General features: G+C 63.2%; 16 protein-coding genes. 5 read left to right on the top strand and 11 right to left on the bottom strand.

Annotation, left to right across the window (positions count from 1 at the left end; genetic code table 11):
- Window positions 1-407: 407 nt before the first annotated feature.
- From CLU93_RS17340 to CLU93_RS17350, 3 genes are all read right to left on the bottom strand, one after another.
- Window positions 408-2009 carry a SpoVR family protein gene (locus tag CLU93_RS17340; protein ID WP_099764441.1) on the bottom strand — a complete coding sequence of 534 codons (1602 nt, stop codon included), beginning with the start codon at window positions 2007-2009 and terminating at the stop codon, window positions 408-410.
- Entirely contained in the window at window positions 2009-3277 is a 1269-nt protein-coding gene (locus CLU93_RS17345) for a YeaH/YhbH family protein (RefSeq protein ID WP_099762458.1), read from the bottom strand. The genes CLU93_RS17340 and CLU93_RS17345 overlap by 1 nt, the downstream gene beginning before the upstream one ends.
- A 72-nt stretch (window positions 3278-3349) precedes the next feature.
- Window positions 3350-5272 (bottom strand): PrkA family serine protein kinase, encoded by a 1923-nt coding sequence (locus CLU93_RS17350; RefSeq protein ID WP_099762459.1) that lies wholly within the window; start codon window positions 5270-5272, stop codon window positions 3350-3352.
- A 577-nt stretch (window positions 5273-5849) separates the two neighbouring features.
- Between CLU93_RS17350 and CLU93_RS17355 the strand changes: the two genes are divergently transcribed.
- Window positions 5850-6881, top strand: coding sequence for an adenosine deaminase (locus tag CLU93_RS17355; protein ID WP_099762460.1), 1032 nt, complete (start codon window positions 5850-5852; stop codon window positions 6879-6881).
- 23 nt (window positions 6882-6904) lie between these two features.
- Complete coding sequence (locus CLU93_RS17360) at window positions 6905-9436, top strand: ABC transporter permease (protein ID WP_099762461.1); 2532 nt, start codon at window positions 6905-6907, stop codon at window positions 9434-9436.
- Window positions 9437-9444: 8 nt separating this feature from the next.
- Here CLU93_RS17360 and CLU93_RS17365 read toward each other — a convergent pair whose 3' ends face one another.
- Window positions 9445-10452: a response regulator gene (locus tag CLU93_RS17365; RefSeq protein WP_099762463.1), complete on the bottom strand. Its 1008-nt coding sequence runs from the start codon at window positions 10450-10452 to the stop codon at window positions 9445-9447.
- Window positions 10453-10455: 3 nt separating this feature from the next.
- Entirely contained in the window at window positions 10456-11760 is a 1305-nt protein-coding gene (locus CLU93_RS17370; protein WP_373629881.1) for a sensor histidine kinase, read from the bottom strand.
- 168 nt (window positions 11761-11928) lie between these two features.
- Between CLU93_RS17370 and cqsA the strand changes: the two genes are divergently transcribed.
- The gene (cqsA, locus tag CLU93_RS17375) at window positions 11929-13173 is read left to right on the top strand and encodes an alpha-hydroxyketone-type quorum-sensing autoinducer synthase (RefSeq protein WP_099762468.1); all 1245 of its coding nucleotides are present in this window, start codon (window positions 11929-11931) and stop codon (window positions 13171-13173) included.
- A gap of 10 nt (window positions 13174-13183) precedes the next feature.
- On the opposite strand, the gene CLU93_RS17380 is transcribed toward cqsA, so the two are convergent.
- Genes CLU93_RS17380 through CLU93_RS17390 form a run of 3 tightly spaced genes read right to left on the bottom strand, consistent with a single transcriptional unit; the run spans window position 13184 to window position 15334 of the window.
- Window positions 13184-13651, bottom strand: coding sequence for a MarR family winged helix-turn-helix transcriptional regulator (locus tag CLU93_RS17380; RefSeq protein WP_099762471.1), 468 nt, complete (start codon window positions 13649-13651; stop codon window positions 13184-13186).
- 57 nt (window positions 13652-13708) lie between these two features.
- Window positions 13709-14056: a GIY-YIG nuclease family protein gene (locus CLU93_RS17385; RefSeq protein WP_099762474.1), complete on the bottom strand. Its 348-nt coding sequence runs from the start codon at window positions 14054-14056 to the stop codon at window positions 13709-13711.
- A 12-nt stretch (window positions 14057-14068) separates the two neighbouring features.
- Window positions 14069-15334 (bottom strand): MFS transporter, encoded by a 1266-nt coding sequence (locus CLU93_RS17390; RefSeq protein WP_099762477.1) that lies wholly within the window; start codon window positions 15332-15334, stop codon window positions 14069-14071.
- Window positions 15335-15466: 132 nt separating this feature from the next.
- On the opposite strand from CLU93_RS17390, the gene CLU93_RS17395 reads away from it, so the two are divergent.
- Window positions 15467-15862 carry a group II truncated hemoglobin gene (locus tag CLU93_RS17395; RefSeq protein WP_034754244.1) on the top strand — a complete coding sequence of 132 codons (396 nt, stop codon included), beginning with the start codon at window positions 15467-15469 and terminating at the stop codon, window positions 15860-15862.
- A gap of 4 nt (window positions 15863-15866) precedes the next feature.
- Window positions 15867-17252 carry a DNA recombination protein RmuC gene (rmuC, locus tag CLU93_RS17400; protein WP_099762479.1) on the top strand — a complete coding sequence of 462 codons (1386 nt, stop codon included), beginning with the start codon at window positions 15867-15869 and terminating at the stop codon, window positions 17250-17252.
- Window positions 17253-17264: 12 nt separating this feature from the next.
- Here rmuC and CLU93_RS17405 read toward each other — a convergent pair whose 3' ends face one another.
- From CLU93_RS17405 to moeA, 3 genes are all read right to left on the bottom strand, one after another.
- The gene (locus tag CLU93_RS17405; protein WP_099762481.1) at window positions 17265-18179 is read right to left on the bottom strand and encodes an MHFG family PEP-CTERM protein; all 915 of its coding nucleotides are present in this window, start codon (window positions 18177-18179) and stop codon (window positions 17265-17267) included.
- Window positions 18180-18480: 301 nt separating this feature from the next.
- Window positions 18481-19275 (bottom strand): hypothetical protein, encoded by a 795-nt coding sequence (locus CLU93_RS17410; protein WP_099762484.1) that lies wholly within the window; start codon window positions 19273-19275, stop codon window positions 18481-18483.
- Window positions 19275-21122 carry a molybdopterin molybdotransferase MoeA gene (gene moeA, locus CLU93_RS17415; protein ID WP_099762486.1) on the bottom strand — a complete coding sequence of 616 codons (1848 nt, stop codon included), beginning with the start codon at window positions 21120-21122 and terminating at the stop codon, window positions 19275-19277. Before moeA ends, CLU93_RS17410 begins: the two co-directional genes overlap by 1 nt.
- Between the last annotated feature and the right edge of the window lie 57 nt (window positions 21123-21179).

The following is a 21179-nucleotide window of genomic DNA, read 5'->3' on the forward strand; positions in this document are numbered from 1 at the left end:
CTAAAACCGGTTAAATTTTTGGCGCTTTTGCGCCCTGAAAACGTACTTGCTTATGTCATCTTTGCACGCTTTCGGACATAAAAAAAGGCGGTCTTATCGGTTTTTTACAGCCGTTTTGGGCGACTACTGCTAAGTTCTCCGATGTGCCCATATGACGGAATTATATTTCGTGATAATCAATATGGAAACCGCTAAATTTGGAGAAAAATATTTCTCCTAGGAAATATTTTGCCTCTGAACCAGACCACTTCGCCATACGCGCGCACCAATCGGGTGCGAAAGGAACTTCACCCAGGTCAAAAAAGACGCTCCTGGCGGCCGTTTCGACGTCGCCAGGCCATACTGAATTCCTATGGCGGCATAGGATGCGCTTATGTTCTTGCTAAAATGGTTGCCAAGAAGGCTACTTATGGCCTTGCCGGCGCATCGTCGCGCCGGTTGCGCTTCTCGCGCCGGCAATTCAGGGTGCCCAGGACGACACCCTGCGGATCGACCGTATCGAGGTGCACATCGAAGCCCCACAGCCGTGCCACGTGTTTGAGCACTTCGACTGCCTGCTGGTTCAGCGGGCGGCGCTGGAATTGCGTGTGGCGCAGGGTCAATGCACGGTCGTCGCGCGTATTCACGGACCAGACCTGGATGTTCGGCTCGCGGTTACCCAGGTTGTACTGCTCGGCCAGTTGCTGGCGCACGTAGCGGTAGCCGGCATCGTCGTGGATGGCGGAAATGGCCAGTTTTTCATTCTTGTCGTCGTCGAGGACGGCAAAGAAATGGAATTCGCGGATCAGCCGCGGCGACAGATACTGGGCGATGAAGCTTTCATCCTTGAAATTGCGCATGGCAAAGTCCAGGCTCTTGCGCCAGTCGCTGCCGGCAATGTCGGGGAACCAGGCGCGGTCTTCGTCCGTCGGATGCTCGCAGATGCGGCGGATGTCGCTCATCATGGCAAAACCCAGCGCATACGGGTTGATGCCGCTGTAATACGGGCTGTCGATGGGCGGCTGGTAGACCACGTTGGTATGGCTTTTCAGGAATTCCATCATGAAGCCGTCGCCCACCACGCCTTCGTCATACAGCTGGTTCAATATCGTGTAGTGCCAGAAGGTGGCCCAGCCTTCGTTCATGACCTGGGTTTGCCGCTGCGGATAGAAATACTGGGAAATCTTGCGCACGATGCGCACCATCTCGCGCTGCCACGGTTCCAGCAGCGGCGCGTACTTCTCTATAAAGTACAGCAGGTTTTCCTCGGCTTCGGGCGGGAAGCGGGGGGCGGCCTTGCGCTGCTCATCCTCGTCCTCGTCTTCCTCGCGCCGGGGCAGGGTACGCCACAGCTGGTTGATCTGCGACTGCACATAGGCTTCGCGCTCTTTCTGGCGCGCATATTCCTTCTCCATCGACAGTTTCGCCGGGCGCTTGTAGCGGTCCACGCCATAGTTCTGGATGGCGTGGCACGAGTCGAGCAGCAATTCCACCGCATCGACGCCATGGCGCTGCTCGCATTCGGCGATGTAATTCTTGGCAAACACCATATAGTCGATGATGGCGTCCGCATCCGTCCAGGCGCGGAACAGATAGTTGCCCTTGAAGAAGGAGTTGTGGCCGTAGGCCGCATGCGCGATCACCAGCGACTGCATGGTCAGGCTGTTTTCCTCCATTAAATAGGCGATGCACGGGTTCGAGTTGATGACGATCTCGTAGGCCAGGCCCATCTGGCCCCGTTTGTAGCTTTTCTCGGTGGAAAGAAAATGCTTGCCGAACGACCAGTGGTTGTACGAAACAGGCATGCCGACCGAGGTGTAGGCATCCATCATCTGCTCGGCCGTGATGATTTCCAGCTGGTTCGGATAGGTGTCCAGGCCGAACTGCTTCGCCACTCTGCGGATTTCCTCGTGGATTTGCTCGATCAGTTCGAACGTCCATTCCGACTGCTCGGGCAGGGCGTTCGGGTGGCGCAGGCGCACGAACGGTTCGCCCGGAGTGTTGCTGGCGCGGTCAAAGGCTGCACTCATCATTTCACCTGTTTCTTGAACAGTTCGCGGAAGACCGGGTAGATATCGGCCGGCGTGACGATCTTTTGCATGGCGAAATGGGCGTGATGGTCGAGCACGCCCGCATATTGCTCCCACAGGTTTTGCTGCGGGCCGTCGGTGATCTCGACATAGGTGTAGTACTGCACCTTGGGCAGGATGGTGTTGATCAGCAACTGGCGGCACAGCACGGAATCGTTGTCCCAGTTATCGCCGTCGGACGCCTGCGCCACATAGCTGTTCCATTGCCCGGCGCCATAGCGTTCGTCGATGATGGTATTGAGCAAGTTCAGCGCGGACGACACCACGGTGCCGCCCGACTCGCGCGAATTGAAGAATTCATGCTCGTCCACTTCCGCCGCCGCCGTATGGTGGCGGATGAAGACGACCTCGATCTTGTCATAGGCGCGCTTGAGGAACAGATACAAGAGGATGAAGAAGCGCTTGGCCGTGTCCTTGCGCGATTCGTCCATGGAACCGGAGACGTCCATGATGCAGAACATGACGGCTTGCGTCATCGGTTTGGGCACCTTGATGCGATTGCTGTAGCGCAAGTCGAACGGGTCGATGAAGGGGATCGCCAGCAGGCGCGTGTGCAGGTGGTGGATCACGCGGCGCAGTTCCAGCACCAGCGGGTCGTCCTCGGCGGCGCCGTCGAGCAGCAGGGCGGCCAGGTCTTCCTCGGCCTGCGCTAGTTGCTTGCGGGCGCCGCCGCCGACGGCGATGCGCCGGCCCAGCGCGCCGCGCAGGGAACGCAGCACATGGATGTTCGATGGCGTGCCCGACATATTGTAGCCGGCGCGCTGGTTCTTGAATTCTGTGGTGGCCGTCAGCTGGGTTTTCACCATGTGCGGCAATTCCAGGTCCTCGAAGAAATAGTTCATGAATTCTTCGCGCGACAATTCGAAGATGAAGTCGTCTTCCGTCGTCTCGTCGCTATTGCCCGCCTTGCCCCGCCCACTGCCACCGCCGCCTTTCGGCCGGGCGATCTGGTCGCCTTTCAGGTATTCCTTGTTGCCGGGATTGACCACTTCCCATACGCCCCCATGCGCGTGGCCGAACGACGGTTCGCCCACGTCCTTGACGGGGATGCTGACCTTTTCGCCATTCTCGACGTCCGTGATCGAGCGCCCCTTGATGGCGCGCCCCACGGCATCCTTGATCTGGCCCTTGTAACGCCGCAGGAAACGCTCGCGGTTGACGGCGGATTTATTCTTGCTTTGCAAGCGCCTGTCGATGAGGTATGTCAAAGGGTGCCTCCTTGCCTCTCGTCTTGCGCGCCCCGCCAGTCGCCGGGCGGGAGCACGCCTCCGCTGTCCGCGCTAGGATGACTTGCGTACGCGCAAGTACCATTCGCATAACAGGCGTACCTGCTTGGCCGTATAGCCTTTTTCCACCATGCGGGCGACGAAGTCGGCGTGCTTGTTGGCATCGTCGGCGCTGGCCTTGGCATTGAAGGAAATCACGGGCAGCAATTCCTCCGTATTCGAGAACATCTTCTTTTCGATCACGGTGCGGAACTTTTCATAGCTGGTCCAGGCGGGATTCTTGCCGCCGTTCGAGGCCCGCGCGCGTAGCCCGAAGTTCACGATCTCGTTGCGGAAATCCTTCGGATTGGAAATGCCCGCCGGCTTCTCGATCTTTTCCAGTTCATTGTTCAGCGATTCGCGATCAAAACTTTCGCCCGTGTCCGGATCGCGGTATTCCTGGTCCTGTATCCAGAAATCGGCAAACGTCACGTAGCGGTCGAAAATGTTCTGGCCGTATTCCGAATAGCTTTCCAGGTACGCCGTCTGGATCTCCTTGCCGATGAATTCCACATAGCGTTGCGCCAGGTGCTCTTTAATATAGGAGAAGTAGCGCTGTTCGAGTTCCGGCGCGAACTGCTCGCGCTCGACCTGCTGTTCCAGTACATATAGTAGATGCACGGGATTGGCGGCCACTTCGGAATTGTCAAAGTTGAACACCTTCGACAGGATCTTGAAGGCAAAGCGCGTCGACAGGCCGTTCATGCCTTCGTCCACGCCCGCGTAATCGACGTATTCGTGCATGGATTTGGCTTTCGGGTCCGTATCCTTGAGGTTTTCGCCATCGTAGACGAGCATCTTCGAGAAAATGCTGGAGTTTTCCGGGTCTTTCAGGCGTGACAGGATGGCGAACTGCGCCATCATGCGCAGGGTGCCGGGCGCGCACGGGGCCTTGAAGAGCGAGGAATTGGCCACCAGCTTGTCGTAGATCTTGATTTCATCGGTCACGCGCAGGCAGTACGGCACCTTGACGATATAGATACGGTCAAGGAAGGCCTCGTTGTTGCGGTTGTTTTTAAACGTCTTCCATTCCGACTCGTTCGAGTGGGCCAGGATGATGCCGTCGAACGGAATCGCGCCAAAACCTTCCGTGCCCTTGTAATTGCCTTCCTGCGTGGCCGTCAGCAGCGGATGCAGCACCTTGATCGGTGCCTTGAACATTTCCACGAATTCCATCAAGCCCTGGTTGGCCAGGCACAGGCCGCCCGAATAGCTGTAGGCGTCCGGGTCGTCCTGCGCATAGTCTTCCAGCTTGCGGATGTCGACCTTGCCCACCAGCGAGGAAATATCCTGGTTGTTCTCGTCGCCCGGCTCCGTTTTCGAGATGGCGATCTGTTTCAGCACGGAAGGATAGCGCTTGACGACGCGGAACTGGTTGATGTCGCCATTGTATTCATGCAGGCGTTTCACGGCCCACGGGCTGGGGATGTTGCGCAGGTAGCGGCGCGGGATGCCGTAATCCTCTTCCAGGATGGTGCCGTCTTCCTGCTCGTTGAACAGGCCCAGCGGCGATTCGTTGACGGGCGAGCCTTTCAGACAATAGAAGGGCACGTGTTCCATCAGCGACTTGAGTTTTTCCGCAATCGACGACTTGCCGCCACCGACAGGCCCCAGCAGATACAGGATCTGCTTGCGTTCTTCCAGGCCTTGCGCGGCGTGGCGGAAATACGAGACGACTTGCTCGATGACTTCCTCGGTGCCGTAGAACTCGCGGAAGGCGGGATAGATCTTGATGACCTTGTTGGCGAAGATGCGCGACAATCGCGTGTCGTTGCGCGTGTCGACCAGCTGCGGCTCGCCGATGGCGGCCAGCATGCGTTCGGGCGCGCTGGCATACGTCAGCTTGTCCTTCTTGCACAGGGCCAGGTATTCGGTGAGCGACATTTCCTCTTCGCGGGTGCGCTCGTAGCGTGCTGCATAGTTATCAAAAATGGTCATGTCAATGTCCTTTAATGTAAACCTGAACTGCCAGTCACCATGGCCGCCCGCCTGGCACTCGCCTGGGCTCGCCGTCTGAACTTTTCCTGTACCCCGTACCGATTTTTATTGTTGTTTCAAGCCCGGCTGTCTTTGCGAGTCCGGATTGCCCGGACCAAAAAACTGGCGCTTGATGCCGTACGCTGACGTGGCCAGCCGGCTTTTTTTCACTGTTGATAGCGCTTGTTGCACCTACCATTACCCCATGAAATTTATTATTGCTCTAAAGGATCAGGAAGTCAAAAGATATGTCAGCATATCCTTAATACTTGTTTGTAAATTGTTGATTTAATTGGATAAATCATCAAATTTTTCATCGATTTCAATGAACCTTTTTGTACCTTTTAAACCATCATACGACAATTCGCCAGCGCGTGCCGGTGCCGGCCATGGCGCTGCTGTCGCCGGCGCCCCGGCGGCCGCTCGCCGGTGCGGCCGGCCATCTTGCGCTAAGATGCCTGCATGTCTGATGGCCCTGCGCGCCGCGCGTGCGCGTGCGCGAGCCAGCATTGTTATCGTCACCCTATAAGGAACCCCCATGATGAACCCCCAATTGCGCGCGATCGTCCGCGGCATGCCGAAGGCCGAGTTGCATATCCATATCGAAGGCTCGCTGGAGCCAGAACTGATTTTCGCACTGGCCGAGCGCAATGGCGTGCCGCTGGGCTATGAATCGGTAGAACACTTGCGCAGCGCCTATGCTTTTACGGATTTACAGTCTTTTCTCGACATTTATTACGCTGGCGCAAGCGTGCTCTTGAAAGAGCAGGATTTCTATGACATGACGCAAGCCTACCTGCGCCGCGCCGAAGCCGATAACGTGCTGCACACGGAAATCTTCTTCGACCCGCAAACGCACACGGCGCGCGGCGTGCCGATTGCCGACGTGATCAACGGCATTCACCGCGCTTGCCAGGACAGCCCCGTCAGCGCGGCCCTGATCCTGTGTTTCCTGCGTCACCTGAGCGAGGAAGAAGCGTTCGAGACCCTGGAAGACGCGCTGCCGCACCGCGACAAATTCATCGGCATCGGCCTCGATTCGTCGGAAGTGGGCAACCCGCCCGAGAAATTTTCGCGCGTGTTTGCCCGTTGCCGCGAGCTGGGCCTGCACCTGGTGGCCCATGCGGGCGAGGAAGGTCCGCCAGCCTACATCCGCACGGCGCTCGACGACTTGAAAGTCGAACGCATCGACCATGGCGTGCGCTGCCTGGAAGACGCGGAACTGACGGCCCGCCTGGCACGCGAACAGATCGCGCTGACCGTCTGCCCCTTGTCGAACACCAAGCTGCGCGTCTTCGACCAGATGCATGACCATAATCTGGTGCAATTGCTCGACGCCGGCCTGCTCGTGACGGTCAATTCCGACGACCCCGCGTATTTCGGCGGCTACATGAACGATAACTTCGACGCCATCTTCGACGCGTTGCCGCTGGGCCTGTCCCACGCGCAGCGCCTGGCGCGCAACGGTTTTATTGCCGCCTTCCTGCCGCAGGCGCAAAAAGACGCGTTCCTCGCTACCGTCGATGCGTATTTCGCCCAGCACGCGGCCGCCCACGGCGCCGCGCAGTAAACCTGAATAAAGACCCGCCGCCCATGTTCCGCCTCTCCCTGAAAATGACCGGCCGCGACTGGCGCGCCGGGCAACTGCGTTTCCTGCTCGTCGCCCTGATCGTGGCCGTGGCGGCCCTGTCGGCCGTGGGCTTCTTCGTCGACCGTTTGCGCGCGGGCCTGAACCGCGACGCGCACCAGCTGCTGGGGGCCGACCTGGTCATCAGCGCCGACCAGCCCGTCAATGCGGCATGGCGTGCCGAAGCGCAGCAGCGCGGTTTTATCCTGGCCGATACGGTGACGTTTCCCAGCATGGCGCAGGCGGGAGAAGGTGAGCAGTCGAGCTCGCAGCTGGCGTCCATCAAGGCCGTCTCGCCCGGCTACCCGCAGCGGGGCAAGCTGAAAATCACCACCCAACTGAGCGAAGCGCAGGATGCCGTGGGACGGCCAACGGACCAGGTGCCGGCACCGGGCACCCTGTGGGTCGATGCGGCGATTTTGTCCAGCCTGAACGCGAAACTGGGCGACACCTTGAAACTGGGCGACAAGGCATTTACCGTCACGCAACTGATCGCCTCCGAACCGGACCGCGGCGCTTCCTTTTTGAACTTCGCCCCCCGCGTGATGCTGCCCTTGAGCGACCTGGCCGCCACGGCGCTGGTGCAGAACGGCTCGCGCGTGTCGTACCGGCTGCTGCTGTCGGCACCACCCGCCAAGGCGGCCGAGCTTGCGCAATATCAAGCCTGGCTGGAAAGCCAGATCAAGACGCAGGCCATCAAAGGTGTGCGCATCGAGTCGCTGGAATCGGGCAGTCCGCAGATGCAATCGACGCTGGACCGCGCCGACCGTTTTCTCTCGCTCGTCGGCTTGCTGTCGGCCATGCTGGCGGCCGTCGCCGTGGCGATGGCGGCGCGCCGCTTCATGCTGCGGCACCTCGATGCCTGCGCCATGCTGCGCTGCCTGGGACTGACGCAAAACCAGGTCACGGCCATGTACGTGATCGAATTTTTACTGGTGGGCCTGGTGGGCAGCCTGATCGGCGTGATGGTGGGCTTCGGCGGCCATCTGGTGCTGCTGGAGCTGCTGGGCAAACTGGTGCAGAGCGACTTGCCGCCCGTCTCCCTGCTGCCCGCGCTGCAGGGCGTGGCCACCGGCATGCTGCTGTTGCTGGGCTTTGCCCTGCCGCCGATTTTGCAGTTGCGCAATGTTCCCCATAACCGCGTGATTCGCCGCGAGCAGGAGCCGCCACAGGCGCTGGCCCTGGCCACCTATGGCCTGGGCATCGCCGCCTTCGTCGTGCTGCTCTTGTGGCAGGCGGGCGACGTGAGACTGGCGCTGCTGACGGCGGCCGGTTTCCTCGGCGGCTTCGCCCTGTTCGGCCTGGCTGGCTGGCTCGGCATCAAATCGCTGAAAACCCTGCGCGGCGCCTTCAATCACCAGGGCTGGCGCTTCGCCGTCACGTCCTTGCAGCGCCGTCCGGGCGCCACCGTGATCCAGGTGGTGTCGCTGGCGCTGGGCCTGATGGCCCTGCTGCTGCTGACGGTGGTGCGCGGCGACTTGATGGTGGCCTGGCGCAACGCCACGCCGCCGGACGCGCCGAACCGCTTCATGATCAATATCCTGCCGGAACAGAAAGACCCCATCGCCGCGCGCCTGGCGCAGGCCGGCGTGGCCAACGCACCTTTGTATCCGATGATACGCGGGCGCCTGGTGGCCGTGAATGGCAACGCCATCACGGAAACCACCTACGAGGATGACCGCGCCAAGGGCCTGGCCGAGCGCGAATTCAACCTGTCGACGATGGCCACGATGCAGGAAGAAAACAAGCTGGTCGCCGGCAAGTGGTTCGCCAATGCGCCGGGTGCGCCGGCTGAAGCGTCGGTGGAAGAGGGCATCGCCAAGACATTGAAACTGAAACTGGGCGACAAGCTGCGCTTCGACATCGCCGGCCAGCCCGTCGAAGCGGCCATTACCAGCTTGCGCAAGCTGGAATGGGGTTCGATGCGCGTCAACTTCTTTGTCATCATCAACCCGGCCGCCATGGCGGACACGCCGCAGACGTGGATCACGGCGTTCCACCTGCCGCCTGCGCAGGCGGACCTGGGTAACGCCTTGCTGCGCGACTATCCGAATTTGACGGTGGTCGACGTGGGTGGCGTGCTGAAGCAGATCCAGGGCGTGCTGGACCAGGTGGTCACGGCCGTCGAATTCCTCTTCGCGTTTACGCTGGCCTCGGGCTTGCTGGTGCTGTATGCGGCCCTGATGGGTTCGCAGGACGAGCGCACGCGCGAAGCGGGCCTGCTGCGCGCGCTGGGCGCCACGCGGCGCCAGCTGGCGCAGGCGCAGTTGATCGAATTTTCGCTCGTCGGCGCGCTGGCCGGCTTGCTGGCGGCCACGGGCGCAGCCGCCATGGGCTGGGCCCTGGCCACGTACCAGTTCAAGTTCGCCTGGAGCTTTGCACCGGGCGTGTGGGCGTTTGGTTTACTGGCCGGCGCCCTGTGCGCGATTGCCGGCGGCTGGCTGGGCTTGCGTAACGTGCTCAAGCATCCGCCCCTGCAAACCTTGCGCGAAGGCTAAGTTGCCAACTACGCGCTGACGCTGTCGCCCGCGCCCGCGCGCAAAAATTTCGCATAGGACATGACCGGCTGTCCCAGCTGGTGCGGCGGCACGTCGAACAGGGCCCAGAAATACGTCACCCGGCCCAGGCAGATGGTGGGCGCGGCGCAGTAGCGGAACCAGTTTTCGCCGATGTGCGCCGCATACATGCCGTCGCTGTCGGCGTCGGAAAAGTACGGGATCACGCGCATTTCCAGCAGGGCAAGCAGCAGGGATTGCGGTGCGTCGCTGTCGCGCGCCATTTCATATTGCGTGTGCAGGCTGCGCTCGGTCTCGATGATCATAAGCCTGGCGTGGCCGTCGCGCGTGAAGAACAGGATGCCGCAGGGATTGGGAAAGATGTAGAACTCGACGAAGCCATGACGCTGGCACAGCTCGTACACGACGGCGGCCATGGCTTCGTCTTGCAGGAAAGCATAGTCGTGCAGCAATAGCAAGTCGCGCACGGTGTCCGATTGCTGCAGGAAGAATTCGCGTTGCAGGGCAACGATTTCCAGTTCCAGGATGTCGAGCGCATCGTCGTCGCTCTTCTTGATGTAGCGGTCGATCAAGCCCCGGTTGAAGGCCGTCACGGCTACTTTTTCATCGGCCGCCCCTGTAAATAAAATCTTCTTGCACGGCAAGTCGCGCACGGCCTGGCAGAATTCCAGGCCATTCATCTGCGGCATCGAATAATCGACCACCAGCACGGAGGGCACGGCAAAGCGCTGCGCCTGGCCGCTGATGCGCCAGATGCGTTCGAGATCGAGCGCCACGTTGCGCTGGTCGGGCGGCAAGTTTTGCGTGTCGAAATTGACGTGCAGCGGTGTCTCGCCCAGTTGCGTGCTGTGGCGCAGCCAGTGCAAGGCGCTGCTGGTGTCGTGGAAAGTCTTGCGCGCCAGGCCGGGATCGAGCTGGAATGCCAGGCTTTTCAGGAAGGAATCGCTGTCGTCGATCAATACGGTCAGGGTCGGATGGGTGTAGACGGGCAGTTGCATGCGTCACCTCGCGCGGTGGATGGATGGAAAACGGGTGTGCGTGGGCACGGGCAGGGGCTGGGGAAATTCCAGCACGAAGATGGCATAGGCGCCTTCGCGCGCCACGCAGCGGATGCGCGCCTGCCAGGCTTGCATGATTTGCCGGCACAGGGCCAGGCCGATGCCGCTGCCGTTGTGCGCAGGATACGAATAGAAGCGGTCGAAGATCAGCGGCAGGCGGTTGGCCGCGATGCCGCAGCCCGTGTCGATGAACAGCAGGCGCGGCACGGGATGGGCGCCATCGATGATGATGCGCACGCGGCCCTTGCCGGCGCGGTGGATGCTTTTCAAGGCATTGCGCAGCAGGTTCAGCAGGATCACCACGCACAGTTCCGACTGGCCGGGAAACGTGAAATCGGCGCGTACCTCGACCTTGACGATCTCGCGCTGGGCCGTGCTGGTAAATGGATAGCGGCGCAGCACGGCCGCCACGCTGTCGTGCATGACCACCGCTTCGTTCGCTTCGAGCTTGCGATTGACGGCGCTGGCGCTGAGCAGGAACAAATCGATCATGTGGTGCATGTGGCGTACTTCGAACTGGATGCGCGCCAGCGCTTCCAGGCTGGCCGCGTCGGGCGGCTGGTCTTGCAGCTTGCGCTGCAGTCCGCGCACGTTCGCCTCGACGCTGACGAGGGGCGTGCGCAATTCGTGCGCCACGCTGCCCAGTCCGGCTGCCAGCCCGGCCAGTTTCTCTTGTGCGCCCACATGGCGCCCCACCTTGACCACCGACAGCACGGCAATCGTGAACCAGTGCACGGGCAATTGCTGCAAGACGTCGCCGCTGAGCAAAAAGGCGGGATCACCAAACACGGCAAACGCCAGGCAGGCCAGCAGGGTGCCGCTCAGGTAGGCCAGCACGGCGATGCGCGTATCGAAGTGAAACAGCACGATCAGCGCCACCAGCAGTGAATGCATCCACAGCGCCGAGGCGTGGTTCATCAGGAACATGTACGTGAAGAAAAACGGCAGTTCGAAGGTCAGCCCCAGGAACAGGTACACGCTGAACCAGGTATTGCTGAAGCGGTCAGGCCACAGCGCGGGCAGGAACAGCAGGGCGGAGATGGTGCGCAGCAGCGGCGATTCGTATTCTTGCGGAAAAAAATAATGCCACAGCGCGTAGTACAGGGGCATCCCCAGCGCGCCGATGAGCGCCAGCGTCCGCACCTGCGCGCGTCGCACGGGTGTGTGTTCGATGGCGTCGTGGAAATGCAGGAAAGGCTGGAGCAGCTTGCCTTGCCACCGTTTTCCGGAAGGGGACTGCACGTGCATCATGATCAGGGGACGTGTTCGTTGAGGCGTGTCAATGCAACATGATCGGCGGGTTCCTTCCTTATCAGCAGAATATCGGCATAACTGTTGAGCTGTATCAAACTCTTGCCGGATGGCTCGCGCATGTTGGACGCGGTAGTTCCCCCCGCAACCAATCAGGAGTGCCCTATGTCACACGCCCTTTTTCCCCTGTCGTCCCGCGCCATCCATGCCGAACAACAGATGCCTGCCTTCGTGCGCGCACGCATGGATGAACATTACGTCGAGCGCATCGAGAAGCTGCTCGGTGGCGAACACCTGCATGAATGGCAAGCCATGCCCGCGCGTGCGGTCATGCTGGCAGGTAATGATTACCTGAACATCGCCGGCGAGACCGTGCTGCTGGCGGCCCAGGCGCGCGTCTTGCAAGGCGGCGGCGCCATGCTGATGTCGTCCGTGTTCCTGCAGGAAGGCAGCCGCCAGCACCGGCTCGAACAAAAATTTGCGGACTATCTCGGCAGCGAAGCCTGTGTGCTGGCGCAGTCGGGCTGGGCCGCCAACGTGGGTTTGCTGCAAAGCCTGGCCGGGCCCGGCATCCCCGTCTACCTGGACATGCAGGCGCACGCCTCGCTGTGGGAAGGGGTGCAATCGGCGCAAGCCGTGCCCGTGGCCTTCCTGCATAACGATGGCGCCCACCTGCAGCGCCAGCTCGACAAGCATGGCCCCGGCATCATCGTCGTCGATGCGCTGTACAGCACGAATGGCAGCGTGGCGCCGCTGCTGGAAATGGTGGAAATCGCCGAGCGCAGCGGCAGCATGCTGATCGTCGACGAGTCGCACTCGCTGGGCACGCACGGCCCGCAGGGCGCGGGCCTGGTGGCCGAGCTGGGCCTGGCCGGGCGCGTGCATTTCCGCACGGCGTCGCTGGCCAAGGCGTTTGCGGGGCGCGCGGGGCTGATCACCTGTTCGGCCCGCTTCAAGGGCTATTTCCTGTCCGCTTCGCGGCCCGCCATCTTCAGCTCCTGCCTGCTGGAACACGAGCTGGCGTGGTTCGATGCGGCGCTCGATTTCATCCGCGCCGCCGATGCCCGCCGCGCCGCCCTGCGCCGCCACAGCGTGCAGCTGCGCCAGGGTCTGGCTGAGCTTGGCTACAACGTCAGCGACGGCACCGAGCAAATCATCGCGCTGGAAGCGGGCACTGAACCCGACACCCTGATCCTGCGCAAGGCGCTGGAGCGGCACGGCATCTACGGCGCCGTGTTCTGCGCGCCGGCCACGCCGAAGAACCGCTCGCTGGTGCGCCTGACCCTGAATGCGGGCTTGCGCGAGGACGAGTGCGCCAGAGTGCTGGCCGCCTGCGCCGCCATCCGCGACGAGACGGGCATGGCGCGCTGGCCGTCGACGCGGCGTTTGCGCAAGCTGGCGCTGGTGTAAGGAGCGGGCGTCAGCCGTTGCCGGGCTGGCTGCCGGCGATGCCGGCCAGCAGCAGGGACAGCGGTGCCAGCTGCTCCGCGCTGGCGCTGCCCAGCAATTCCTGGCCCAGCGCCTGCGCCGTCGCATCGGCGTGGATCAGCAGGGCTTGCCCCGCCGCGGTGATGACGGCATAGCCGACGCGGGCATCGCGCGCATCGGCCTGGCGCGCCACCAGGCCGATTTTTTCCAGCGGCATCAGCGAGCGCGTGATGCCGGACGCCGTCAGCGCCAGGCGCTCGGCCAGGTCGATGCGGCGCAGGCGGCCACCGGGCGCACGCTGCAAGTGGTACAGCAATTGATAATCGCCAAAGCTCAGGCCGTGCAGATTGCCCAGGATGCTGTCGAAGCGGCGCACGATGAGTGCCTGGGCACGCGCCAGGCGCAGGCAAAAGTCCAGCGCACCGGCGCCGTCCAGCAGCGGGGAAGTGTGATCGGTCATGGTTTTCTTTATGTTGGCTGCGCAGTGCTTGAGTGCGCAAGTGTAAAGCAATATTGCTCAATACAGTGGCTGCCCCTGTTCCAGCCACTGTGCGCGGTGCAGCGCCAGCAGGGCATCGAGTTCGGCCTCGGCATCGAAGGCGGGATCGTCGGGTAGCTTGACGCTGTCGATGATATCGAAGCGGAAGGCTGCCGTGCCATCGCGCCGCCAATCCGCCTGCAAGCGGGCGTTGCGGTGCGTGCCCAGGTTCAGCTCGAAGCGGTGGCGGTTCAGCGCGCCAGGGGCGTTGCGGCTGCGTTCGAGCAGGGCGTATCCGCTGGGCAGGTGGCGCAGGGCGATGATGCCCAATGCTGGCGCTTGTTGCCGGTAAGCCGCTTTCAGGGCCGTTTGTCGTGTTTTATCCATGCTGGAACTCTCTCAAGGTGATGATACGGAAGCGCTGCCCGCGATGCGCGCAATGTCGCTCCACAGGGCGGCCGCTACGGCGGCCGCCAGCAGCAAGGCGCCGCCGGCGCAGAACAGTTCGCCCACGCTCAGGTGGCGCAGCAGCGCGCCCGTGGCCGCCGCCGACAGGGGCGCCAGGCCCAGGAAGATGCCCATGAACACGGCCATCGCCCGGCCCAGCATGGCGGGCGCCACGCGCCGCTGTATCCACGTAAAGATGGCCACCTGCACATAGCCGCCCAGCAGCCCAGTCACGGCCAGCAATGCCGCGCCTTGCCAGGCCGTGCTGATTTGTCCCAGCGCCATCAGCAGGCAGCCCACGATGGCGTCGACGAGCAGCAGGGTGGCGCCGAAACGCTGGCGCAGCCAGGCGCCGCCCAGGCTGGACGCCAGCATGCCGGCCAGGGTGCCGGCGCCGTGCGCGCCCATCAGCAGTCCTAGCGCCGCGGCACCGTGCAGGCGTTCGCTGGCCAGCACGGGCAAGGCCACTTGCAGCGGGCCCATGACGAAGAAGGCCACCACCGCCCAGTAGACATAGCAGCTGCGCAAGGCAACGTCGCGCCACACCATGGCCAGGCCCGCCGCCATGTCGCGCCACATGCCCTGCGCCACCGCCACGCCCAGGGGCCGCAGCGTGACTTGCCGCAAGGTCCAGGCGGAAAACAGAAACGTCAGCGCATCGATGGCAAAGGCGGCGGCCAGCGCCGCCATGGGGGTTTTCTGCGCGCCCTCGTGGGCGCCGAGCACGAGCGCCGCCAGCAGGGGGCCGGCCAGCAGCGACAACTGGCGCGTGCCCATCTGCAAGCCATTGGCGTTCTGCAGCACTTGCGGCGGCACGGCTTGCGGCAGGATGGCCGTGCCGGCCGGGATAGCGAAGGCGGACGCGATGCCCAGCGCCAGCGCGGCCGCATACGCGAGTGCCAGGCTGGCCTGGTCCAGCATCAGCAGCCCCGCCAGTGCCAGCAGGATGGCAGCGTTCGCATATTTGCTCAGCAGCAGCACGCGCCGGGGCGAGTAACGGTCGGCGACGGTGCCGCCCAGCAAGATGAGTACGGCGCGCGGGGCGCCCATCAGGGCCACGGCGATGCCCAGGCTGAGGCTATCGCCCGTCAGGCTCAGCACCAGCCACGGCAGGGCCAGCATGCTGAACTGGTCGCCCAGCATGGAAATGAGGCCGCCGCCCAGAAGCCAGCGGAAGTTGCTATTGCGTAGCAAGCGGGGTTGGGTGGTGGCTGACATGCTGTTCTTGTCCTTGGTTTAAAATTGCATGGTAGTTGATATAAGCTTGAGTAGTCAAGTATATTGCCATTTATTGTGGCAGAGAGAGCTAGTGGCGCATGGAGCGCCGATGCTTGCGCTATCATGGTGGCCATGACTGATACTACTGCCCCCACCCTGTACGAGACCATCGGCGGCGCCCCTGTGCTGCGTGAAATGGTCGACCGCTTTTATGATCTGATGGAACTCGAGCCCGAGTTCGCCGGCATCCGCGTCATGCATCCGCCCTCGACGGACGGTTCGCGCGACAAGCTGTATTTCTTCCTGACGGGCTGGATGGGCGGGCCGGATTTGTATATCGAGAAATTCGGCCACCCGCGCCTGCGTGCCCGTCACTTGCCTTATGCCATCGGCACCAGCGAGCGCGACCAGTGGTTGCGCGCCATGGCCTGGGCCATGGAAGACACGGGCATCGAAGAGTCCCTGCGCGTGCGCCTGATGGAATCGTTCTATCAGACGGCCGACTGGATGCGCAACAAACCTGACTGATCCCATGAGCCCTATCGAGTTTTACAGCCTGCTGGGCGCCGCCGCCGTCGCCATCGTCCTGTTGCTCTTGCTGTTGCTGCGCCCGCGTGGCGCGGCCGGCGATGGCGCCACCACCCTGGCGCTGGTGCAGCAGCACCAGCAGCAAAGCCTGGAACGCATCGACCGGGTCGAGCGCGAAGTGCGGCTGCAACTGCAGGCGTCGGCGCAAGCGACGCGGCAAGACCTGGCGGCCGGACTGGCGCAATTCCAGGCTGCAACCCTGCAACAGCTCGACAGCTTGCGCACGCAGATGCAGGCGCAGGGGAAAGTCGGGCGCGAGGAGCAGGCGCAAAGCCTGGCGCGCTTTGCCGAGAGCACGAATCAGACGTTGGCCCAGCTGACCGAATCGAATGCGCAGCGCATGCTGGAAGTGCGCGCCACCCTGGAAAACAAGATCCGCGACTTGCAGGCCGATAACGGCGCGCGCCTGGAAGAGATGCGCAAGACGGTCGATGAAAAACTGCATGCCACGCTGGAAACGCGTTTGAGTGCCTCGTTCCAGCAAGTGTCGGAGCGGCTGGAAAAAGTCCACCAGGGCCTCGGTGAAATGCAGCAGCTGGCACTGGGCGTGGGCGATCTGAAGCGGGTGCTTACTAATGTGAAGACGCGCGGCACCTGGGGCGAAGTGCAGCTGGAAATGCTGCTGGAGCAGGTACTCACTGTCGACCAGTATGCGAAGAACGTGGAAACGCTGCCAGGCAGCGGCGCGCGCGTGGAATTCGCCCTGAAGTTGCCGGGCATGGTCGACGGTGGGCCGCCCGTGTGGATGCCCATCGATGCGAAGTTTCCCAAGGAACAGTACGAGCGCCTGGTCGACGCGGCCGAGCGGGCCGATGCGGACGGCGTGGCCGTCGCCGGCCGCGAGCTGGAACGGGCCGTGCGGGGCGAGGCGAAAACCATCGCCGAGAAATACCTGGCGCCGCCGCTGACCACCGACTTTGCCATCCTGTTCCTGCCCACGGAAGGCTTGTATGCGGAAGTGCTGCGCCGGCCGGGACTGGCCGACGAATTGCAGCGCGTACACAGGGTCAGCATTGCCGGACCGTCGACCCTGACGGCCTTGCTCAACAGCTTGCAGATGGGTTTCCGCACGCTGGCGCTGGAAAAGCGCTCGTCGGAAGTGTGGCAAGTGCTGGGCGCCGTCAAGACGGAATTCGGCAAGTTCGGCGATGTGCTGTCGCAAACCCGGCTGACCCTGGAAAAGGCGGCGAAAAATATCGAAAGCGCGGAAGTGCGCAGCCGGCAGATGGCGCGCAAATTGAAATCCGTGGAAGCCTTGCCGGGCGAGGCGGCCGCCTTGCTGCTGGGCGCGGCGGACGCGGGGCTGTCCGCCGAGGCCGACGGCGAATAGCGCCCTCGGCGTTCAGGCCGCCGCTGGCCGGCGGCGCAGCGTGGCGCAGGCCAGCAGCGCCAATCCCGCCAGCAGCATGGCCCATGTTTGCGGCTCGGGCACGGCCGGCAAGACTGTCGGGCCGGTGGGTGGCAGGGTCGGCAGGATCACGGTGGGCGGCACGATGATGCTGCTGCCCTGGTCCGGCCGCAGGCTTCCACCGCCAGCACCACCACCGCCGCCGCCGCCCATGCCGGCTGGCGGCGTGATACCGCCGACGGTACGCACATAATCGAAGGGCAGGAAGGGCGTGCTCGCCACGGCCGGCGGCGCGCCGGCGCCCGTGAATGAACCGCCGCGCAAGGCGTCGGGATTATCGATCACGGGCACGCCTGCTGCTTCCGGTGCGGCGGGCGCGGCGGCAACGGGCACGGTGCCACCGGGAGCGGCTCCGGCGGCTGGCGCCGCTGACGCTGGCACCCGCGTGATGCGGCTGACATTGCGGCACACGGTGGGCACGAGGATGCAAACGCCCTGCACGCAGTACACGAGTCCCCTTTCCTGCATCTGCTCGCTCCAGCCTGAGCGCGTGACATTGCGGCAGACGCGGCCCGGCCCGAAATGCATGTCGCTGATGCGCGCATTGTAATTGCCTTTGCCGCGGATGGCGTCGCGGCTGATGACGACGATTTCATCGTACTGGCGCGCGCGCATGCGCGCCTTCAATTCTTCGCGCACCTGCGGCGCGATGTCCGGGTACCTGTCCACTGCGGCAACGACATCTCCCATGAACGGGTCAGCGCCCGGGCGGTTCCAGCTGCAATGCTCGAGCACGTCCGCCCGTGGTGCCCCTTTGGCATAGGCGGGCAGCGGCGCCAGGGACAACATGCCAAGCAGGCAAGCCACTCCCAGCATGCCGGCGCCCGCGATCCATGAATGGTGTCTCATTATTAGTTTCCTCGTGAAAACAATATCAAAATTGAATTTTTATGTGAGGTTGGATGTTATCACCGAAGAAACTGTAGTATCAACAAATAAATAAAATAATTACAATTAGTGTTGTGTTTATTTATATGTTCTTTTGGGAAATAATTAATATTTTAATCTCGATAGGCGAACGCTTGCCGCGCAGGTCAATTGATTGCGAAGGGGCAATGAGAGCGGCCCGCGCTGGGCGGGCCGGTTGAGAGGGCAGTGGGGTGTTGAAGGATGCGCCGCCGGCAGGCGGCGGTAAGGTCAGGAACGCGAGTTAGATGCTGCCCGGACAGGCTTGCGTATCGAAGGCGGGATAGCCGATGGCGGGCAGCTTGTGCAGCCACGTGCGCATCAAGGTGCGCGCGCTTTGCGTATCGTACTGTTCGTACTGCCGTCCCTGCTGCAAGTCGGCGGCGAGCGTGGCCAGCTCTGCACAGATGGATTGTTTGCCAGCCTGGGCCGCCAGCAGGGAGGCCAGCAATTCCGGCAGTACGTCCGCCGCTGGCGCCGCCTTGCGCGTGGCGCGATAGTGCTGCCAGTAGCGCTCGGCGGCATCGCCACCAAAGCTGGGGATGAAACCGAAGGTGGCGTCATCGTGGTGCAAACGGTACACGGTGGGAAAGTAATGCGGACCCGTCAGTTCGCCAGGGAAGCGGTCGCGCCGCAGGACGTCGATGGCCAGCGATCCATCGCGCCCCACGCGCACGGCACTCGGTGAATCGAACTGGTCCACGCTCACCATGCTGGGCGAGTTGCCTTGCATGAAGATGATCTTGTGCGTGTAATGGCGACCGCCCAGGTGGCCGCACAGGGCCACATAGCTGTCGTTGAGGACGGTGATGGCCGCAATGGCGCCGCAGCCCGGCTGCAAGGGCGTGTTTTCCTGCCACGCGAGACCTTGATCGGCGGCGCGCACGATGCTGATGCGGCCCACGGTGGCGCCATGCAAGTCGCCCGGCGCCGTTTCGATGCGCTCGTCGAAGCGCACCGTGTAGCCATTGCTGTGGACTTCGCCAGCGTACGCCGCCATGCCCTGCAGCAGGGTCAGCGCCAGAAGTAGATGTTTCATCAGGTCAATCCATGGAACAGCACGATATCGACCAGGTCGCCCGTGGCCACGTTGCCTTGCGCTTCATGCAGCACGATCATGCAATTGGCTTGCGTCATCGAGCGCAGGATGCCGGAGCCTTGCGCCCCCGTCACGCGCACGTGCTGGCGGCCGTTCGCGTCCCGCTCGACGATGCCGCGCTGGTATTCCGTGCGGCCCCGCTTCTTGCGGATCGGTGCCTGCGCCGCCACTTGCAGCAGCGGCAGGGTGGCCGTGTCCGCATCGGCGCCCATCAGGCGCAGCAGGGTGGGGCGGGCGAGGAAGTAAAACGCCGCCATCACGGCCACGGGGTTGCCGGGCAGGCCCAGCAGCAAGGCCGTGTCGCCCTCGCTGGCAATCCGGCCAAAGGCCATGGGGCGGCCCGGGCGCATGTTAATTTGCCAGAAGGCCACCTCACCGAGGCGTGCCAGGATCTCGCGCGTAAAATCGGCCGCGCCGCTGGACACGCCACCCGAGGTGATGATGACGTCGGCCGAGGCGCAGGCGCCGCGCAGCGCCGCTTCCAGCGCTTGCGGATCATCCTTGACGATGCCCATGTCGAGCACTTCGCAGCCCAAACGGCTCAGCATGCCCAGCAGGGTGTAGCGGTTGCTGTCGTAGATGCAGCCCGCGTCGAGTGGCTCGCCGATCGAGCGCAATTCGTCGCCGGTGGAAAAGAATGCCACGCGCAGGCGCCGGCGCACGGGCACCGTGGCGATGCCCAGCGAGGCGAGCAGCCCCAGTTCGGCCGGACCCAGGCGTTTGCCCTGCAGCAGGGCCGGTTGGCCCTGCATCAAGTCTTCCCCCTTGAAACGGCGGTTGTCGCCGGGGCGGATGCAATCGGGCGCCAGCGTGATGCTGCTTGCGCTGGCCTGCTGCAGCAGTTCCTGTGGTACCACGCTGTCGCAGCCGTCCGGCATGACGGCGCCCGTCATGATGCGCGCGCATTCGCCGCGTCCGACGTTGACCGTGCCGGGACGCCCGGCCAGGATGGTGTCGACCACGGCCAGGGTCAGCGGCACACTGCCACCGAGGTCGGCCCCATGCAGCGCATAGCCATCCATGGCGGAATTGTCGTGCGCGGGCACGCTGATGGGCGAGATGATGTCGGCCGCCAGGATGCGCTCGAACGCTTGCGGCAACGGCAGTTGTTCCACGTCGGCGACGGGCGCGACGGCGTCGGCCAGGATGGCTTGCGCCATCGGCACGGACAGGCCCTGCGCCTGCAGGGCGGCCAGCTCGTCCGGGGTATTCATGTTGCCGAACGCGCCGCCATCCTCGAACACTACCTCGGCCAGCTTCAGGGGACCATGCCAGGTGCGCATGCGGCGCTCGCCGGCGCGCAGATACGAGTCCAGCTGGGGCAGGGCGGCAGTTTTGACGAGGCAGAAAACGGGATGCGGGCGGCGTACCGTCGATCCCGTCGCCGGGTCGATCTCTTCGGTGACGGCGATGGCCAGGTCGGCATTGTTGTCGACCAGGCCGGTGGCCAGGCGCGCCGCCAGGTCGGGCGGCAGCAGGGGCGAGTCGCACGGCACCGTCAGCAGGTAGGGCGTGCCGGCGTGTTGCATGCCGCTATGCAAGCCGGCCAGCGGGCCCAGCTGGCCCGGCAGTACGTCCGGCCAGACGGGCAGGCCGAAGCGCGCGTAATCTCCGGCATCGGCGTGGACGCTGATGGCCAGCTGGCCCACTTGTGGCGCCAGGCGCTGCAGCACGTGGCGCGCCAGAGGCTGGCCATGCAGGGGCAGCATGCCCTTGTCGCGCTGGCCCATGCGCGTGCCGAGGCCGCCGGCCAGGATCAGGCCGGTAATGTCGTGTGTGTTAATCATGTCAGGTAGGAAGTGGGTGCATGCGCCATGGTAGCAGCGGCGGGCGCGCGCCGCGCC

This window comes from Janthinobacterium sp. 35, assembly GCF_002754575.1.
GTDB classification, from domain to species: domain Bacteria; phylum Pseudomonadota; class Gammaproteobacteria; order Burkholderiales; family Burkholderiaceae_D; genus Janthinobacterium; species Janthinobacterium tructae.

Excerpts from the sequence above, each read along its gene's own strand:
- CLU93_RS17340 (WP_099764441.1), bottom strand. The coding sequence starts at position 2,009 with ATGAGTGCAGCCTTTGACCGCGCCAGCAACACTCCGGGCGAACCGTTC.
- CLU93_RS17350 (WP_099762459.1), bottom strand. The coding sequence starts at position 5,272 with ATGACCATTTTTGATAACTATGCAGCACGCTACGAGCGCACCCGCGAA.
- CLU93_RS17355 (WP_099762460.1), top strand. The coding sequence starts at position 5,850 with ATGATGAACCCCCAATTGCGCGCGATCGTCCGCGGCATGCCGAAGGCC.
- CLU93_RS17360 (WP_099762461.1), top strand. The coding sequence starts at position 6,905 with ATGTTCCGCCTCTCCCTGAAAATGACCGGCCGCGACTGGCGCGCCGGG.
- CLU93_RS17365 (WP_099762463.1), bottom strand. The coding sequence starts at position 10,452 with ATGCAACTGCCCGTCTACACCCATCCGACCCTGACCGTATTGATCGAC.
- CLU93_RS17370 (WP_373629881.1), bottom strand. The coding sequence starts at position 11,760 with ATGCACGTGCAGTCCCCTTCCGGAAAACGGTGGCAAGGCAAGCTGCTC.
- cqsA (WP_099762468.1), top strand. The coding sequence starts at position 11,929 with ATGTCACACGCCCTTTTTCCCCTGTCGTCCCGCGCCATCCATGCCGAA.
- CLU93_RS17380 (WP_099762471.1), bottom strand. The coding sequence starts at position 13,651 with ATGACCGATCACACTTCCCCGCTGCTGGACGGCGCCGGTGCGCTGGAC.
- CLU93_RS17385 (WP_099762474.1), bottom strand. The coding sequence starts at position 14,056 with ATGGATAAAACACGACAAACGGCCCTGAAAGCGGCTTACCGGCAACAA.
- CLU93_RS17390 (WP_099762477.1), bottom strand. The coding sequence starts at position 15,334 with ATGTCAGCCACCACCCAACCCCGCTTGCTACGCAATAGCAACTTCCGC.
- CLU93_RS17395 (WP_034754244.1), top strand. The coding sequence starts at position 15,467 with ATGACTGATACTACTGCCCCCACCCTGTACGAGACCATCGGCGGCGCC.
- rmuC (WP_099762479.1), top strand. The coding sequence starts at position 15,867 with ATGAGCCCTATCGAGTTTTACAGCCTGCTGGGCGCCGCCGCCGTCGCC.
- CLU93_RS17405 (WP_099762481.1), bottom strand. The coding sequence starts at position 18,179 with ATGAGACACCATTCATGGATCGCGGGCGCCGGCATGCTGGGAGTGGCT.
- CLU93_RS17410 (WP_099762484.1), bottom strand. The coding sequence starts at position 19,275 with ATGAAACATCTACTTCTGGCGCTGACCCTGCTGCAGGGCATGGCGGCG.
- moeA (WP_099762486.1), bottom strand. The coding sequence starts at position 21,122 with ATGATTAACACACACGACATTACCGGCCTGATCCTGGCCGGCGGCCTC.